This is a genomic window from Streptomyces sp. NPDC001700, from assembly GCF_053596435.1.
On record NZ_JBSFGE010000005.1, the window covers coordinates 189,729 to 207,735 of the forward strand.

The window sequence follows — 18,007 nt, forward strand, 5'->3', positions numbered from 1 at the left end:
GTGGCCTCCTCCACGAAAGCGAGGGGGAGGCCACCGGTGGGTCAGCGGCTTCCTGCAGCAGAGCGCAGGCCGGTGACCGCCGCCCGCAGCATGGATGCCGAGCCACTGCCATCCGCATAGAAGATGTGCTGGGTACGCGCGTGCTGCGTGATGAAGCCGGTAGCCGCGTGCTTCGCACAGCGAGTCGCGATGACGACCAGATCAGCGGAGCGAGCCTTCTGCCGGAGTTGCGCACTGCCGACGTGGTCGCTGGAACGGGTGGCGTCAACCCCGGGGGCCAGTTGCTTGATCTCTTCGGCGCAGCGCGTGAGCACGGCTTCGTCCAGCGAATACAGCAGCACCGTCATGGGCGGAAGGTCAGAGAGCGGCGACTCCTGGTCGCCGTCGGAGACAGCCCGCTCCTGCCAGGAGAACGGGACGTCCATTTCTCCGGAAAGACGCTTGGCGAACGCCAGGTCTGCTTCGTTGAGCCGTTGCTGGTGACGCCACAGCGGTTCCAGCAGGTCGTAGGCGAGCGTGGCGCGGGCCTGCTGGTCCGGGCAGGCCGCCAAGAACAGCCGATCGACGAAGTCCAGAGCAATTGCGGCTCGTTCGGGGGAGACCCATCGACTGCGATAGGCGCCGATCTCATCGAGCAGTTCGGCGTAGGTCTGTGGGGAGGGGGCAGCCCGCAGTGCGATCTCCGCCAGTGCCTGGAGCGCGGCGAGGTCGCCGGGGCCGAACCGGTCGAAGGCGACCGCGTTCCGGACGAACGCATGGGCCGTCAGCCCGGCGGGGGCCGCATACCCAACGGCCTCGATGAACGCCCCGACCGCCCGCCACGCCTCCTCGGCGGCCTGATTCTCCAAGCCGTCCAGCAGTTCGGCCAGCGCTGCATCGTGGTCTGCCGGCGGGGGCCATGCACTCCAACTGCGCTCCTTGATAGCTTCGGCGCCCTGGCTGCTCCCCGCGGCCACGGCAGCGAGGAAGGCCGGCCAGGAGCCAACACTCTGCCCATCTCGCGGCGTGTCGTCGGCAGCAACCTGCGGCCCGGGATCCGCATCGGCCGGAGGCTCTGCGGCTGCATCGCCGTCGGCCAGGACGCGCTGAGCGTCCTGCCAGAGCAGCGGGGGCAACGCGCCTGTGCGGGCTTGGCCCTGCACGGCATCCGCGAGGCGACGCAGGGCAGGCAGGTCCTCGAGGACGGTGGCCGCCAGCAAAAGCACGGAGAAGGCCGGGGTGCCGAGGTCGCCTACAGCAGTGTCCAGCAAGGCAGGGACGAACCGTCCCCGTTCCTCCAGCCGTGCCCGCGCGGCCGGCAGATCGCCCTCCGCCAGGGGCTGCTCCAGCGCCGCATACACGGCGTTCAAGATTGCTTCCCTGACCGGGAGGGGAAGGTCCTGCTGGACGACGTCGGCCAGTTCGGGCAGGTGGAGGAGTTCCTCGCTGCGGCCGAGCCGGTCAAGCCGCTTGATCCTCAAGTTGGCAAGGTTGGCTGCCGTGACACCTGCCGCTGCCAGGTGGTCGAGGACCACGCTCGAGGCGGCCTCGGCTCCCGCGGAGAGGGAAGCGTCGAACTCGGCCAGGAGCCGGCCGATCGGCTTGGCCACCCGCCACATCCTGGGGGGACGGCGCGCCTGGGTCCGTTGCATCAACTCCAGGGCCCCGGCCAGATTCCGGCGGTGCTCGAGGGTGCGCCCCGTCTCCAGACGGAATGTGGTCCGCTCGCCGGCGTAGTCGCGGATGGCCTGCTCGACAGGGTCGGCGGGATCCAGCCAGACGGGCTGGATGCCGACCTGCTCGTCGTACGTGATGTAGGTGGGGCCGGCGAAGGCACGGATCAACTCGGCTGTCTTGGCCCGTTCCCCGGGTTCCCGCGCGATGACATAGACAACGAAGCGGTCGCGGTCCGTATAGGCGCGCGGGAGCACGGCGGGGGCGTCGTCGCCGCGGCGAAGGGCCTCGACGAACGGCAGGGTGCGGTCCTTGAAGCGGTAGTCCGGATCGAGGCCCGGCCAGACGCCGTTTCCTGCGCCGAAGAAGCGTTGCAGGAACGCTTCGAGGGCCTCGTGCTGCTCAGGCTGGGTCTGCGTCACGAGCCACTCCTCCACCGCTGTGCCAGGTCCAGCCGCGCCTGGCCGGCGTCCGGTCCGCCCACCTTGTAGGTGACCAGTTCGTCGTTCTTGGCCATGCCGCGCACCGTGTAGTTCATCGACCCGGTGAGGATCCACTCCTGCCCGCACAGGGTCTTCTCGTGGACGTCGGGGTCGCGCTGGATGTGCACGCGCTCCACGCCGGGAGCGCTGATCCGCCGCAGGAAGGCATCGTTGTGCGGATCCGGGCGCGTGATCACGTGCACGCGGGCGCCGACGCCGGCGATGCGCAGGAGGGTGTCAGACAGCCGCCATCCGCTGGGTGGGACGTCGCCGAAGAAGGCGTCGTAGGTGCCTTGGCTGTTGTCGATCACCTGAATATCGGTGATCCATGGCGAGACCAGCCACAGGTCATTGCTGGGATCGAGTATCTCGGCCATCAGCACAGCGGACAGTGTCGAGTCGATGCGCAGCCCTGTGCGGCCGCTGGTGCGCACGGTTCTGGTCAGATCCTTCACTGGGTTGCCTCCCGCAACTCCACCCGTACGCGGAGTTCGTCTCGATGCCTGGTATAGCCGCGGACCTCGCCGTGGACGACCATGACGTCCCGGTGCACCGGCAGGGCCGGCACGCGCACCAGGGCCTGGGCCAGGGCGTGCGAGGCGTCTGCGGGACAGATGAGGTCGGCGGCGCCGCTGTCGGACATCGCCTTTTGGTAGGCCAGGTCCCAGTCGCTGGCGGTGACGTCGACTTGGGGCAGGCGGTCGTTGTGCGCTTCGCGTACCAGGAGGCGATCCAGGGCCGGCGCGTCGGCGTAGGGCTGGTAGTGCTGGAGATCCTGTGTGCGGGCTTGTCGTCCGCGGGGCCAGAGCATGCTGAAGGCCTGGTCGGCCGTCAGCTGCTTGGTTCCACCGGCGTTCAGTTGCTTGTCGCCGACGGCGAAGGCGATGACGTTTGCATCGACTTCGACTCCGAGCCGCTGCTCCAGTGTGCTCCACGCGTCCACCATGGCCAGGGCCTGGGCGTCGGTGTCGGGTCCGGCGCCCGGCCGGAGCAGGCGGGTGGACAACGCTGATACCGCCGTGCGTCGGGGGCGGCCGTCCAACTGCTCCCATGCGGCCAGCAGAGTGTTCAGGGCCTCCTGGGCCGACTCGGCATCGTCGGCTGCGCGCAGGGCGCGCAGGGCCTCGGCGGCATCTCCCTGGGGCTCGTCGGCCAGGTGACGGAGCAACCGGGTAAGGGTGGCATCTACGTACTCGTAGTCGCTGGGGGCGAATGCGCTGGTGACAAGCGCCCAGAAGCGGCGGGGGTCTGCTGCGTAGAAGCGCGCGAGGCTCTCGACGACGCCCAGGCCCCCCATGGAGGTCTCGCTGAGCCACACGACAGCCGGTTCACCGGGTGCGGCCCCCCGCACCACGTCGACGATCAGGTCCCCGTCCTGGGCGTCGGGGCAAGCGCGCTGTGCAGCGGCGAGGATCGCCGCGGCCACGGTGTCGCGATAGGCACGCTGTGCCAAATCCTCCGTGCGCGCGGCGAGGTCCGGGTCCACGAGGTGTTCGGCCGCGCGGTCGACGGCGGCGACAACCCGTGGATCGCGCAGCAACTCCGTGAGCCCGTCGACCAGCCGCGCGTTGTCGAGCGCGTGGTCGGGGTCATTGGTGTCGCGGTAGAGGACGCTGAGGATGCGGGACAGTTCTCCGGTCCATGTTCCGTCAGCGAGCGAGGCTCGAATCTCCTGGGCGGTGTGCGTTTGCTTGAGGCCTTCGAGCGCGAAGGAGGTCAGATAGACCTGGCCCAGCCACACGCGCTGGAACTTGTTCGCGATGTCATCGAGGGCAGGGTCCTCGGCGAGAGTCTGCGAGAACGCCAGGGACCGCCATTGCGGTGACGACAGGTACTGCCTGACCGCGGGGTCTGCGGTATCCAGGGGCCGGAGCAGGATCTGCACGGCGTCGACCCCCTGCCGGAAGCCGAGCGCAGCCGGTTTGCCGTGCAACTCGTAGTGGATTCTGCGGGTTTCGACTTCCCCGCGCTCGAGCGCCACCTGGCAGTCGGCGCCGACGGTCATGCGCCGCATCTCAATGGGATTGCCGGCGGCGTGCGTGCCGAAGCGGATGGCCTGCACGCGCTCGTGCCACAGCGAGGGGGTGGGAATGTCCGCCGGGGCCGGCGGCGCCTCATCGGACACGACGATCTGCGTGCCCCAGAGCGGGATCCCCTGCGACCGGTCGGAAATTTCCGGGCCCGGCTGCTCCAGGTTCAACTGGGTGGGCCGAAAGACCTGCAACCCCTCCGGTGCGTGACCCTGGGGATGCCAGGTTCCCTCGGGATCGGCATGCTGCACGATCTGGGGCAGCGGCAGGGTGTCGCTGCCGGCGGGCGGCACCGGCAGCCACGTGCGGTGTTCGTCACGGAGGTGTCCAAAACGCCGGCTGACGCGACCTGGTACGGCCTCGCGCAGCGCTCGGGCGATGGGCAACTGCTCCAACGTGTCGTTCGTGGTGAACGGCAGGAGCAGTTCGACCTCGGGCAGGTTCAGCGGTTCGAAGAGCGAGCGCGTGATGAACTCGGGAAGCAGAGAGCCTTCCTTGGCGCCCGGTTCAATGCGCTGGAACGACCAGTCACTGCGCAGCCGGCGCAGCGCGGTCGGAACGACCGACAGCAGCAGTGAGCGAGGCTGTTCCCACAACAGGGCCTGCACCTCGTCTGCACTGATCTGCAGCGCCCTTCCCAGGTGCCGGGCGAGCTCGTCCTGCAAGTCAGGTTTGTCGAGGATGGCCTGCAGCAGGGAGGTCAGCATGTCGTGACCCGGCCGGTCCTCGTCGCGCACAGTATGGCCGGCGGGGGCCTTGAGTATCTTGCGGGGGTCGGCCCGCAGTTTCTTCGAACGGAGCTTGCGGCCCGCCCAGTCCAGCAGGGACTGCGTGGCTTGGATCTTGAGGACGAAGCGGTTGCCGATGGGTAGGCTCCGGGCAGGTACTTGCGGCGCGAAGAGGGTCTCATAGGCCTGGTAGGCGAGCCGGTCCCGGCCGTAGTCCGAGAGGGTGACCACCGTCATCGGCCGGGTGCCGCGCTCTCGGCCGGCGCGCCCGCGCCGCTGGATGAACGAGGCCGCGTCGCGGGGCGCTTTGTGCTGGAGCACCAGGCCCACGCGCGGATCGTTGAAGCCGACTTCCAGGGACGCCGTTGCGACGGTCAGGTTCGCGTTGTGATCGACTCCTACGTCCTGGGAGGACGTCCGGCCGACATGCAGGTGGTGGAGTTGCAAGGTGGGGTCGAGGTCATGGCCGATCTTTTCGGCGATGTCCCAGGACTGGCCGTCCAGATAGCGTGCGGCGTGCTCGTTGCGTTCAGAGGAGCGCAGGCCCGCAAGGACGGGCTTGCGGCCGTTGCGCCGACCGGCCCGGTTCTGGCCACCTTCGGCATCGCGCAGGTCGTTGTAGAAGCGGTTGGTGACGTCCAGGTCGTCGGTGAACAGGAAGCCGGTGGAGCCGTACAGGTATTGCCTCATGTCCAGGTCGAGCATGCGGCCGTGGAGCATGGCCGTCTGGATCGAGGTGGACAGCAGGCTTGTTCCGGACACCGGGTCGCCGCGCAGGGCCAGGGCGTATTCGCGGCCCTCGGACTGCATGGCCTCTTCGGCCGGTTCAATGGGGTCGACGTCGCCCGGCCGCAGACCGACCAGTTGCGCAAAGAATTTGTCCGCGTCGCGCAGGGTTGCCGACAGACCGACGAACGTCATGGCGCGCCGGGCGGCCTCACGCCAGCGGCGTAGCAGCAGTGCCACCTGCGCGCCGTGCAGGCCGCTGTAGGTGTGCACCTCATCCAGCAGCACAAGAGAGGGAGCCGAGTGCCTGCCGCACCAGCCAAGCAGCCACTCCAGATAGCTGTTGCCGCTGGATTGGTTCAGCATCTCCGTCGTGGTGAACAGCAGATCCGGCGGGTTCCTCTTGAGGGATTCCCGGGTGAGCGCAAGGCGTCCGTCCTGCAGGGTGTAGCCGCACCGGGTGCAGGTCAGGTGCTCACGACCGCGCCTGCGGTCCTCGTCGGTCCACTGGAGTTCCCCTGTGCCGCAGGACGGGGTGGGGCAGGGCAGGAACGGGCACACCACGCCATGGGAAGTGCGCTTCCAGGCAGTGCTCACCCCGGAGTCCGGTTCGAGTCTGCGGTCCCGGGCATTCCACGGGGTGTCGCCATAGAGCGCACCGACTCGGATGGGACGGCGCCTGCTTTCGCGCAGCGCCTGCTCGACGTCGTCCACCGAGCGGATCGACTCGCGCAGTTGGTCGCGCAAGAGTTCCTTTCGCGGATAGAGCGCCAGGGTGTGCACGCGCTCTGCCGACCCCGGGTGGGCATGTTGGGCAATCGCAGCGAAGGCCGGCAGGTAGAACGCGAGTGTCTTGCCGCTACCGGTACCGGCGCCGACGATGATCCCCTTGGACCGGTCGGAGTCGAGTGAGGTGAACACCGACCGGGTGGCCTCCAGCTGGAAGCGCGCCAGCTTGCGGCCCTGCAACTGCGCGGTCGCGACATGGCTTTGCACCTCACTCCATTGGGGCAGCTGAGCCAGTTCGCTGAGGGCGTCGGATGCCGGGATATCCCGGTGGGGGTAGCGTCGCGGCGCTACGTGCAGCCGGTAGTCGGCGACCAGGCGGCGTTGGTGCTGCCACCAGCCGGGCTGTTCCTCTTGCGCCCAGCCGCCTCGGTCAAAGAGCTGCCGGAGCCCGGTGGTGAGCCTGAGCGACTCCGCCAGGCGGGTGCGATACCGCGGCGGCGACGCCACGGGCACCGGCACCTCGAACAGCAGGGCGCGGAGCAGGAACTCCTCCAGCACGGTGTCGGCGGACATTCCCGTCGGGGCGGCGTCGTGGCTGTGCAAGAGGGCGTCGATGGTCTCGATCACCTCGGCCCTGGAGAGTGCAGTCTCCGTGACCCCCCAGTTCAGCAAGGGCAGTTCGTGGTTCTCGAGGTGGTTAAGGAGTTCGTTCGCGAAGCGAATGTCGAGCTGCTCGGTCACGCTCCACTCCTCTGCAGGGTGATGTGGATGTCCATCTCGAACTGGCGCAGCAGCGCAATGTCGCTGTCGGTGATGTCACGGAGCGTCGGGCTGGGGCGCTTTTCCAGCACGCCCAGGAGGTCCAGCAGCTCGCCGGGGGGATCGCTCTTGTCGTGCAGGGACTCCGCGAGGAGGGCGTACATGCCGGTGAAGAGGGTGAGGTCCGCCTTGGACAGGTTCTTGGTAGCAATGGCCTGGCGAAGGTCCTTCTCCCTGGTGCGTGCAGCTTCGCGTTCCCCGCGCGACAGGATAGGGATGCGGGCCAGCGGAAGAGCAGTGACCTGTGCGGCGGCCCAGGCGGCCCACGCCGCGCCGCTCTCCGCCTTCAGTTTGCTTGCTGCTTCCTGCACCTTCCTTCTGGCCGTGTTGAAGACCGCGTCACTAGGCAACCCGTTGAGAGCCTTACGCTCGAAGGCGGAGCGCGCGGCGTCGATGCCGGACAGGTCAGGCTGGTGCGCCGCGCCCAAGGCGGCCAGCGCGTGGCTCAACTCCACCTGGGTCCTGAGTTCCGCCAGGCCCGCCCGCAGTTCCCTCGAGCGGCTCAGCACGCGAGCCGCCTCCTTCTCCCCGACGGCACCCGCCGCGATCTGGCGGGCACGGTTTTGCAGCTGCACGGCCTTGTCATATACGGACACGTTGGTCACCGGTCCTCCCCGTCGTCTGTGACGGACGGGACAACGGTGAGTGCCTGCCACTCCGCACAGATTTGCCCCACGTCTTCTGCCGCACTGTCGCCCGCCGATCCGCTAGATCGTGACTGCGCGCTGGCCAGCGCCGCATCCAGCCAGTCGTCGCTGGCCACGAGTAGTTGTTGAATCAAGATGAGCGAGTCACCACGGTCCTTGACCGCTGCAACCACGCCGGCCTTGTGCACCGTTGCGGAGTCGGAGGCGGCATCGCCGGCCTTGGCCAGGTCGTCTTCGAGCGCCGAGACGGCCTTCCAGTCCGCGCCCTTGGCGTCCTGCAGGAGCGCGTCGAATCGGCGTGTCTGCTCGGCTGTCAGCGGCAGCCCGACCTCGCGGGCCGCAGCGAGAGTGTCTCGGAGCGCCGCCATGGTCTGGACGCCGGTGGTGCCACGCGGTTGACGGCTGCGGATCGTGTGGAGCAACTCTGCGTGGCGGTGCAGTTGGTCCTCGACGACGGTCGTCCAGGACGCGAACCCTGTGACCGCCGGACGCACCCATTTGGGAACATCCAGCGCCTGAAGATCCCAGTTCCACACGGAGGCGGCCTTGTCGAGCAGAGGCAGGACACGGGCGGCATCAACCATGTTCACGCCGCCGATACCCTGGGCGATACCGACGGCATGGCGCAGTTGCCGCACGAGATCGGGCCGCGCCTGGAGGTGACCTTGGAGCAGGTCCATCCACTTCTTTGGGCGGAGCCCGCCGTCCTCGCGCTGCCACTCCTGCCCCTCGTCGAGCGCTGCGGCCAAGAGTTGAGAAGGGGCCATCCCGGGCCAGGCCGTGCCCGCCAGCGCCGCACCGATCAGCGATGCGCGGAAACCCGCAATGAGGTGATCGTCGGTGATCTCCATGTGGCGCTGCAGCCGCGCAGTGAGATCACGTCCGTGCTGTTCTGCCAGGAACGCCAGCCGCCGGATGTCCTCGGCTCGCCCCGGGAACTCCCGATCCGCTCTGAGCAGGCTGTCAAAGAACCAGCTGTCCTTGGGACGACGCGAGAACGTGATGGGGGCATCCTCGACGCCGACGAGGTTCTCCTTGGCCCCCTCGATGGACACGACGGTTGCCTTCGTCGGCCACACGGCCCGACGCAACTCGGTGCTGCCTACCTCGCGCATTAGCGGTGCGTTCCACTGATAGCGCTGCAAGACGGCGGCGGAGACGACGGTGCGGATCCGGTTCGCGGTGGAGGTATCCAGGCCGCCTTCGAGGGTTACCCAGTCATCCACGGTCTCCAGCATGCGCTGCAGTTCACCGGGAAGCGCGTCGCGTCGGTTGCTGGCGCCCGTATCGGGCTTTGGCGCGCTGTCGTTGGCCGGCTTTGAGCCGGGAGCAGCAGAGGGACGGCGTTGGTCTGTTTCACCGCCCAGGGGCTCCAGAGAGAAGGCATCCAGCATGGTGGGATGGAGGTCGGTGGCGTGCTCCGGGGCATCTCCCCAAAACTCGAGCACGAGGTTGCGTCGCTCCGCAGAGGCGGGGTCGTGCTCGGCCACGTAGGCGAGCACGTCACGGCTGACGGGCCGGTCGAGCTTCGTGGGCCGGAAGCGTTGCCGGAACGCGGGATCGGGGAACTCGCCCTGCCGGAGGGCCGTGGCGTGTTCGACCAGGACCGGTCGCACGACGCTTCCCAGCACGGCACGGGGGTTGAAGGACCAGGGTTTGTGCTGGTCCGCCGTTGAGTGGACCGCTCTGACGAGAGAGGACTCGTTGAACGGGTACAATCCGAAGCCTTCATCGGTAGCCCCGAACGCTGCGTGGCATTCGGTCCGAAACGAACAGCTCAGGCACTTGTTGGGGACCTCGCTGTTGTGTGCGCGCTCGAGTCCGTCGCGGCCCACCCGCCCGGCGTTCAGATACCGGCCGACGAATGAGGCGATCTGTGTGCGTCCCGTCTCCTCGGGGCTGAAGGGCACATCCAGGTGGTAGACGTAGCCGGTGCCGGCCTGGATACGGGTCAGGGCGGTCTCGTCCAGGGACTGGAAGTAGCCGGTCGTCACGGCCATGAGGGTGCGGATAGGTGCGAGGGCCGTCTTGCCTTCACGGTGGGCTGCTTCTACGACGGCGTCCAGGAGGTCTCTCTGGACTCCTTGGATAAGAGCGAAGTCCTCGATGAGAAGGACGATCTCCTTGCCCTGGCGGTGATACTCCTCGCGCACCTGAGTCATCGCGTCGATGAGCCGGCCCGCTCCGAGGTTCGCGGCGCTCTTGATGGCCGCTTCGAGGTGCTTGTTGAGCAGGTCGACGGCGATGCCTTGCAGGTCGCCGCGGGTGCTGATGGTGCCGAGCAGGCGCTGGGCCATGCCTGAGGCGGATTGGATGTCGCGGATGTCGAGGGGTAGGTCGCTGACGCTGAAGCCCTCGGGGCGGTCCGCTTGCCCGTCGCGGCGATTGTGGATGAGCTGGTGGGCCAGTTCGGGCACGAAGTTGCCCGGTGCGAGCAGTTCTGCCCGGACATGGGGGTCAAGGAGTACCGCCGCCAGCTTGCCCGGGCCGACGAGCATACGGGTCAGTGGGCGTGATTCCGATTGGGGAGGCGTGGCTTCCAGTGCCTCGCTCAGCTCATTGAGGATGCGCCGTGCCAGGGACTCCTCGTCGATGCCCTCAGTGAATCTGTTGATGTCGTCTTTGAGCTGCGCCAGCTCGGTGCTGTCCGCCTTGGCGATGAGCGTGCTGACGACAGCCTTGAGACTGGTCTTGGACTTCTCGAGGTAGATGACCTCGCGCCGGTTTGCGCCCTCCTCCATCACGGCCAACTCTTCGCGCACCCATCGGACAAGATGCGACTTGCCCGAGCCGGAGTCGCCGACGACGGGCATGAGCAGTGCGCCGCTGTCCGCGCGGAGCGCCATGAACTCTGTGAGGACGGCCCGCTCCCCGATCGGGTCGCCCTCGATGGCGATTTCCTTCCCGTCCAAGATCCGGGCGCGCTTGATCCGCAGCGGTGCGTGCGTGGCTAGGAAGACGGCCCTCGATGGGCTGACTGCCTCGGTGTTGATGGTGGAGGCTGCCACTGCCGGGTCCCAGCAGAGCGTTCCGCGGAAGTCAGCCATCGATGGGCTCCAGGATCGTGATGTCGCTGATGGGCCGGGGGCTTCCGGGCCGTTCGGGATCGTGCAGCAGGAGGATTTTCCGGGCGTCGTCGTTGTGGTCGAGTCGCAGCCACTTCTCGTCGTGGCCGCGCAGCAAGGCAAAGGACAGCGCGGTGCCTGCCACGCTGTCACCCGGACTGGGAATCCCTACCGCTAGTGAGTGTGCGCCGCCGGGTAGGACCGGCAGGTGTTCTCGCAGCATCTGCAGGGCCTCGACGGCATTCACACGTTGGTCCGGCTGCCACAGTTCGAGCACGGATTGCCTGAGGGCACGCGTGCAGTCCGGAACGAGCGGGCCGCGGCCGTCAGTGCGAAAAACAGGTGCGGCAGCCAGCCCAAGAGCGGTGGCCCAGTACCCGAACCGGGGCCAGCGAGTGTCGTTGGCGAAGAGGGGAAGTACCTCTTCCTTCAGCAGTTTGCGGTCCTTGCCGTCCTCCTGATCCAGGAGTTGCTGTGCAGCGACCCAGTCGATCGGTCGTTCCATGGGGTCGTGCATCAGGAACCAAGCCAGCGCACGGGTCAGGTCCTTGGGCCCCGCCGCGTCGTTGTCGGCGCCGAGGTCCGTGTTGTAGCCCGCCTTGAGGACAGCGCGACGCAGGATGCGGGTGTAGGTCTCCAGATCGTCGCTGCTGGCCAGATCTCTGGCCGGTCCGGTCAGCGAGAGTTCTTGCTGACCGGCATCGACCTGCGCCAACTCCAGGGCCTGGAGGGAAGCCACGGCACACTCAAAGGGAGGCCTGGTCGAGGTGTCCTCTGTGCGCAGGGACGGGGGACTGAGCAGCGCCCGCGCCTCCTCCACGGCGATGCTCTTGCCCCAATAGGTAAGCAGGCGCACGAGTGCCCATGTCTGGGAGGGGATGGCTGCGTCGACGTTCAAGAGAGTCATCAGAGTTCCTCCAGGGCACGGCGGATCGACAGGTTCGCCGGGTGGACATCGACGAGGGGGGTGCCTCGGCGTTCTGGATGCTGCATGACCCGGGGGTGGATCAAGTAGGTCGGTGCATCCCAGGCGAAGCGTTGAGTGACCTGCGGCCCTGGGCGGTCTGTGAACGGATCGGCCATCCATATGACGGGGCCGGCCCAGTCCGAGAGGAGAGTGCCGTCGTCGTCGACGATCACTGTGCGGGTGCGTGCTGTTGCCTGGAGTTGGTTTCTCAGACGGCCGTCCAGGCCCGGTCCTCCGACGACGCAGATCCTGCGGCGTACCAGGCTTTCCACTAGGCGTGCCGCCAGGGCCTGGTCGTCGGCGTCTTGCCACCACAGGCTCAGGCAATGCCGGTTCCCGAAGTACGGCCGCAAGGGCAGGCGCACGCGTACCCCGGGGGTTGGGAGCAGCGGGCGCGGCTCCCCGGCGAGTCGGTAGAACCCCGCGGGAAGGGGTTCGGCGGTGGCCCGACAGTGCGGGCACCCCCGGCAGGTGGCCCCAGTGCGGCGGAAGCCGTCGCCGTGTGCAATTCGGTAATACGCTCCCAGTACATCGCCGATGCACTGATCACGCCGCAGGGTGGCCTTCAGTTCGCGGAGGGCCGACTTCCGCCCATGCAGCAGTTTTTGACGCTCGGCCTCAAATCGCACGGCAAATTGCTCGGGGTTCCTCGCGTCGGAGTCAAGGAGTTGCACGTCTGCATAGCCGTCAGCGCTGGCGTAGAAGAGATCAAGGCGCGCCTTCCACGACGTATCCGACTCGTCCTCATGGATGGCGGGTGCTTGCGGAGGATGGACGACCAGGATCCCCGATCTCATCATGAGGTTCAGGATCCGGATGTTCCATTGCCGGTTGCGTTGAAAGCCCTCGTTCATGTCGGGGGGGTAGGAATCAAGACTCACCCGGTGACGCTCCTGGATGGTCTCTCGGGTGTGGAACATCGCCTCCCACCGCTGCCATGCGCGCGGGGCGCCGATGACCGCATCATCGCTCATCCGGTTGGCGATGTTCTCGTCGCTGCGGGTGGTGGCCAGGTAGGCGAGGGAAGGGCTTCCATTGCGCCCGGCCCGGCCCACCTCCTGGTAATAGCGGTCCACTGTTTCCGGCAGGCAGGCGTGCACCACCGTCTTGACGTCGTCGAGATCCACACCCAGGCCGAAGGCGGAGGTGCCCACCACGACGTCGTATCGCGTCGGCGCATCGCCCTCCGTGGTCCTGCCGGTCCATCCCTCCAGGGCATCGCGCCGTTGCGGATCGGTGGACTCACCCGTGACGCTGGCGACGCGGCGAAGACCGTGGCCGCGCAGCCGGCCCGCCCATTCCTGCGCGTCGATGACCTTGGTCGTGTAGAGGATCATCGGCTTCGGCAGGTACGAGACGGCCTCCAGGACGGCGGCCTGACGGTCTTCCTCGCTCGGGAAGATGTCGAGGTAATAGCTCGGCTCGTGACGGAGCTGGGAGGCCCACACGATCTCCGCCTGCTGCGGCGAAGCGAACAGTGTATCGAGAGTCTGCACCTGCTGGCCCGTGAGCGTCGCGCTCATCGCCACGGTCACCGGCTGCCGGCCTTCCGGTGCCTTGCTGAGCCAGATACGGCGGTGAGTGGACATCGTCTGGAACTCGGTGCGGAAAGTGTTGCCCCACTGCTCGACCAGATGGGCTTCGTCGATCACGAAGTAGTTGAACAGCCCGGCCTCGGCCGCGTCCTCCAGGGGGCCTTTGAGGCTCTTCACCAGAGCCTCGGGCGAGGTGAACACCAGCCTTTGGCGGCCCGCGGAGATGTCCTCCCGCATGAGCCGTCGGTCTTCTTCGGACAGTCCGCTGGTGTAGGCGTACCGGCGCGTGGGGCTGTGCGGCCCGCGCTCGTCGAGGATCTTGAAAGCGCGCCGCTCCAGGTCGGCTGCGAGAACACTCGTGGGTACCACGACCACCGATACGCCCCGGCTCTTGCTGGCCAGGAGCATGGGCGCCATCGCTACGGCGGTCTTTCCATGCCCCGTGGGAAGGCAGATGATCGTGGTACTTCCCGGCTCGGCCAGCGCGATGCTTCTGGCGGCCTGCCGCTGGCCGACCGAGACGTAGCGGCTGTGGTCGTCACCGAGGGCGGTGGTGAAGAACGGGTCGGCCGGGTAGGAATCCAACTCCCGGCGGTGGGGTGAGTCCTCACCGAGATAGATCTGCCGCAGGTCTTCTTGTGCTGCCTGGCGCGAAACGACGTCCGGCACGGGCGGATGCCACGGCACCGCGCTCACCCACACGTTGGCGCCGCCATCGCGTACCGCCGTCTGACAGCGCATCTCCTCCCATTGCTCGCGCGTGGGCAGCCACGGGAGCAGCGGCACCGTGAAGCCGGAGGTGTTCTCGCGCGCTTGAGCCTCGAGCAGGATCTGCCGGGTGAGCGAGGCCAGGTCCCGCCACCCGCCGGGCTCGCCGGTCAGAGCGTCTCGGAGCCTGCGCAACGTCCCTCTCGCCCCGGGAACCTCGGGCAGTTGCCGGAGGCCCCGGTGCTGGGACAGGTGGTCGAAGAGCGTCTTGGCGCCGGTCCAGTTGTCAGTCACTGCGAGGGATCCTCCTGAGCCCCTGCTTCACCAGGCATGTCGCCGCCACGAGGCGGACCGTCGGGTTGCTCAGTCCCTGCACCAGCGCGTCGGTGATGGCGACATCGAGCAGGTAATTCTCCTTCTCTCCCAGCAGCCGGCCAGCTGCCTGGCGGGCTTCTGCCTGGGCCTTTGCCACGGACAGGCGCTGGCGTCCCTGCTGCTGGGCCACGGCGCACCTGTCGGCCAAGTTCGTCACCCGCTGGAGTTCTGCGCGAGCCACTGCCTCGGCTCCCCGCGCGGATGCCGCGTATCCGACCTGCCCGTCGAACAGGTCCATCAACTCGTGGATGTTCTTGGAGTTGTAATTGTGATCTGTGGCGCGGTAGGGGGCCTGCAGCCACCTTAGGCTATCCCCGTTCGCCAGGGCCTCGGATGCTCCGGCCGGTACCCACACTTTCAGCGTAAACGGCGGGAGGAGCCGCTCGGCCTGGCGCCGCAACGCCGTTTCCACGTCGCGGGGCTGCTGAACGAGCGGCAGCGTCAGCGTGAGTGCCGAAGAGATGTCGGCTTCGACGAGGTAGTCAAAGCCGAAATAGGGCTCCGGCTCCCCGCGGTGTGCCGCCTCCGCGCGCCAAAAGGCGGTGGCCTGACCGCGGTCGTCGCACCAGACCACGTTGGCGAGTGTGTCGACCAGCCGGTTTCCGATGCGGAACAGCCGGGTGCCGGGAGCCTTGAGCGCCTGCGAGCGACTGCACGTGCCCTTGGCCATCTCCTCTGTGAGGTTCGCGCGGTCATAGAGGTGGGGGGAGATGAGGGGGCGTGACTTCAGGTCGAAGACCTCGCACATCACGTCATTGATCTTGCGCACGGTGTGGCGGAGCTTGATTCCGTCCGAACTGTCCCGCCCGGTGTAGCCGAGGAGGTCGTTGCGGGTGGCGGCCCAGTCGGCGTCAAAGGTGGCCAGCCGTTCGGTGAAGTCGATGTCGTGCGGCGATGTGTCGAAGATCGACTCCAGGGTGTCCATGCTGTCGATCTCACGGCGAGCCTTGGCGAGTTGCTCCTGAACTGCCTCGGCGAAGCCTGGCAGGCCTTCCGGCCCGTGCTCGAGGGCCTGTGCCCAGACAGCGGCGAGGCCCTCGGCGATGGCGTCCTGCAGCGTGGACACTGATCCGTCGAAGATGCGGTACCCGCTGGTGAGCAGCGAAAACCACTCGCCGCTGTGGGCTTCGGCGTCCGTGAGAACGTACTGGCGGGGTGGCTGGCGCTGCTCGTTGGATTCGACGTGTCGGTCGGTGCGGCCCAGGCGCTGTTCCAGTTGATTGGGCGACCACGGCAGGCGCACATGGACCACGGACCGGGCTGCCTGGAGATTCAGGCCGTCCTCTGCAGAGTCGTCAGCGATGAGAACGGCAGTGCTTACGACGGGCTTTCGCCATGAGGAAGTCGCCGTTTCAGACGCGTCGGGGCCTGCGCTGCGGGTGTGCTCGAAGAAACTCACCTTGGGAAAGCGGGTTCGCAGGCGTGCGGTGAGCGCCGAGGCAAGGGAGCCGGGGCCGCAGAAGACAGCGATGCGGCCCCCCTTGCGCAGGGCGGGAAGAAGGGCGTCGATGAGCTCGTCGACTTCCCGGGCTCCCTCTCCCGCGCTTTCTGACTCGAGGTTCTCCAGAGTCGCCGCCTCGTGCGGCGCCACGGGCACGCTGGAGAGGTACTTCCGCTCCCGGGCACTCAGCCCGGCACGCTCAGCTGCGCCTTCGTCACGGCGCACCCGCCATCGCAGGGCGTCCAGATAGTCGGCGGATGAGCCACCGAGGCGGGAGGCGAGCACGGCAAGGGCCAGCGCGAACTCGGTGCGCCGGTTCTCCAGGCCCTCGTCGAGGAGATGGCCCCACAGTTGGGTCTGCCACGCCAGGAGGCTGTCGGCGGCCGGGGAGTAGGACTGGGCCGTCAGCTTCTCCGGCTCGGCACGGCCGCGGACCTCGTAGGCGACGGCTGCCGAGTCGTCATTCTGGCGCAGGACGTTCGACCTGCGGTTTCTGATCACCCGGCGGTGCAGCCGGTACGTCTCGCTGATGTGCGCCCGAAGAGCGGTCACCCGCGCCTCGAGATCCGGCATCCTCGCCTCGTCGCGGAGGCCCTCGTGCTCGTCCAGCAACTCGAGGACGTCAGCAGCAAGGTGTGCAAAGCGGGAGTCCTCCGGGGGCAGCAGCTCCTTGATCATTTCGATCGTGGACGGCAGCAGCGGGTGGAACTCCGCGTCGAGGCTGAGAACGTGGTTCGCCAACTCGGCCCGGTGTTGGTAGCGCCGCGCGAACTCCTCCCGCTCGCTCCACTTGTAGACGTCCGGATCGAGCAGGTGCAGCAGCCCCAGGTGCGTGGTGTGGCTGGAGGTGACGGGTGTGGCGGAGAGCAGGAGGAGCCTTGACGCGGAGTGCGCAAGATCCCGCAGCGCGCGATAGACGGGGTTGGTGTCATCGCAGTCCTGGACCAGTTGGTGGGCTTCGTCGACCACGACGAGATCACTGCCGTGATACTGCTCCCACAGATCGGGAGAGTCGTGGGAGATGATCTTTACGCGCCCAGGGAAGTCGTCGGTGAAGAACTTCGCGCGCAGTTCGGTCATCCACTGCCGGCGCAGGGCATCGGGGACGAGGAACGTCACGCGCGCCTGCGGATTGTCGATCAGGGTCTGCAGCGCCACGTACGAGGCTTCGATCGTCTTGCCGAGTCCGACTTCGTCGGCGAGGAGATACCGCTGGACGGGGTCGGAGAGCACGGTCAGCGCGGCGCGGACCTGGTGCGGGTAGATCTCGGCGGCGGCCGCCAGGAGGGCGGGGGTGCTGGCGCTGGCCGCGCGCTGAGCGACCAGGTTGTGCAGCATGGGGAGGCGGGCGTTGTACAGGTGGCCGGATTCGTTGCCGCCAGACACGAGGACCTCAAGAGGATTGCGCACCGGTTTGTTCCAGCGGACCCGAAGTTCGGTCTCGGGGACCGGCATGTCGTAGTCGGCGTTGGGGAACCGGACGAAGTATCCGTCGGGGGCCGTGTCCAGGATGCGGCCGGCCATCCACTCGCCGGTGCTCGGGTTGTGACGGAATGCCCGTGTCTGGGCCGCCAGTCGTACCCGTCTGCAGGCCGGCGCGGGGACGGTTCGGGACTCGATCGTGGGCTCGGCCGTGGACTCGAAGAAGTCCACGCGCAGCAAGTCGTCGGCGATCGCTCCCACTCGTCCGATTCCAGGGCCTCCCCGGAACTCGACGAGGTGTCCGACTGCAAAGCCCGAAGACATCTACTGGTCGCCCCCCACCTGCTCGTATGACAGTGCTGATGAGCCTAAACGGAGGCACTGACAACAGCATCGAAGATGGCGAATACGAATTCGCATACGCATTCGAGAGTGGCCGGGAGCTGCCGGTGGTCCTCCGCTCGCCGCACGACGTACCGCTCTATGATCCCTCAAAGTGGGTGAGGTAGAGGCGTAGGTGCGTATCAGCCTGCATATGACGATGGCTCATTCTCGTCCCGCGTGCGTGGCTGGTCCGCACGAGCGCAGCCGGGCCCGAGACGCCCAGTCGGCCTCTCCGCAAGGTGCCGATCGAGACGATTCCGTCCGCCCGTCCCGTCGGGGCCGGAATGAGAAGCGGT

General features: G+C 67.5%; 8 protein-coding genes. All 8 read right to left on the reverse strand.

Features of this window, described 5'->3' with window-relative positions:
• Nucleotides 1-41 precede the first annotated feature (41 nt).
• The 8 genes from dpdD to dpdE are packed head-to-tail and all read right to left on the reverse strand — an operon-like array spanning nt 42 to nt 17,651.
• Nucleotides 42-2,075 (reverse strand): protein DpdD, encoded by a 2,034-nt coding sequence (dpdD, locus tag ACWC5C_RS11990; protein ID WP_450875317.1) that lies wholly within the window; start codon nt 2,073-2,075, stop codon nt 42-44.
• Nucleotides 2,072-2,590, reverse strand: a complete 519-nt coding sequence (gene dpdK, locus ACWC5C_RS11995; RefSeq protein ID WP_450875318.1) for a phospholipase D-like domain-containing protein DpdK — start codon at nt 2,588-2,590, stop codon at nt 2,072-2,074. The genes dpdD and dpdK overlap by 4 nt, the downstream gene beginning before the upstream one ends.
• Entirely contained in the window at nt 2,587-7,089 is a 4,503-nt protein-coding gene (dpdJ, locus tag ACWC5C_RS12000; protein WP_450875319.1) for a protein DpdJ, read from the reverse strand. Before dpdJ ends, dpdK begins: the two co-directional genes overlap by 4 nt.
• Nucleotides 7,086-7,772 (reverse strand): hypothetical protein, encoded by a 687-nt coding sequence (locus ACWC5C_RS12005; protein ID WP_450875320.1) that lies wholly within the window; start codon nt 7,770-7,772, stop codon nt 7,086-7,088. The genes dpdJ and ACWC5C_RS12005 overlap by 4 nt, the downstream gene beginning before the upstream one ends.
• Nucleotides 7,769-10,861 carry a protein DpdH gene (gene dpdH / locus ACWC5C_RS12010; protein WP_450875321.1) on the reverse strand — a complete coding sequence of 1,031 codons (3,093 nt, stop codon included), beginning with the start codon at nt 10,859-10,861 and terminating at the stop codon, nt 7,769-7,771. The genes ACWC5C_RS12005 and dpdH overlap by 4 nt, the downstream gene beginning before the upstream one ends.
• Nucleotides 10,854-11,786: a protein DpdG gene (dpdG, locus tag ACWC5C_RS12015; protein ID WP_450875322.1), complete on the reverse strand. Its 933-nt coding sequence runs from the start codon at nt 11,784-11,786 to the stop codon at nt 10,854-10,856. The genes dpdH and dpdG overlap by 8 nt, the downstream gene beginning before the upstream one ends.
• On the reverse strand, nt 11,786-14,383 hold the full coding sequence (gene dpdF / locus ACWC5C_RS12020; protein WP_450875323.1) for a protein DpdF: 2,598 nt from the start codon (nt 14,381-14,383) through the stop codon (nt 11,786-11,788). Before dpdF ends, dpdG begins: the two co-directional genes overlap by 1 nt.
• Nucleotides 14,376-17,651, reverse strand: coding sequence for a protein DpdE (gene dpdE / locus ACWC5C_RS12025; protein ID WP_450875324.1), 3,276 nt, complete (start codon nt 17,649-17,651; stop codon nt 14,376-14,378). The genes dpdF and dpdE overlap by 8 nt, the downstream gene beginning before the upstream one ends.
• Between the last annotated feature and the right edge of the window lie 356 nt (nt 17,652-18,007).

What these genes read in the sequence shown, in the direction of transcription:
- dpdG (WP_450875322.1), bottom strand. Translation starts at nt 11,786, where the DNA reads ATGACTCTCTTGAACGTCGACGCAGCCATCCCCTCCCAGACATGGGCA.
- dpdE (WP_450875324.1), bottom strand. Translation starts at nt 17,651, where the DNA reads ATGTCTTCGGGCTTTGCAGTCGGACACCTCGTCGAGTTCCGGGGAGGC.
- dpdH (WP_450875321.1), bottom strand. Translation starts at nt 10,861, where the DNA reads ATGGCTGACTTCCGCGGAACGCTCTGCTGGGACCCGGCAGTGGCAGCC.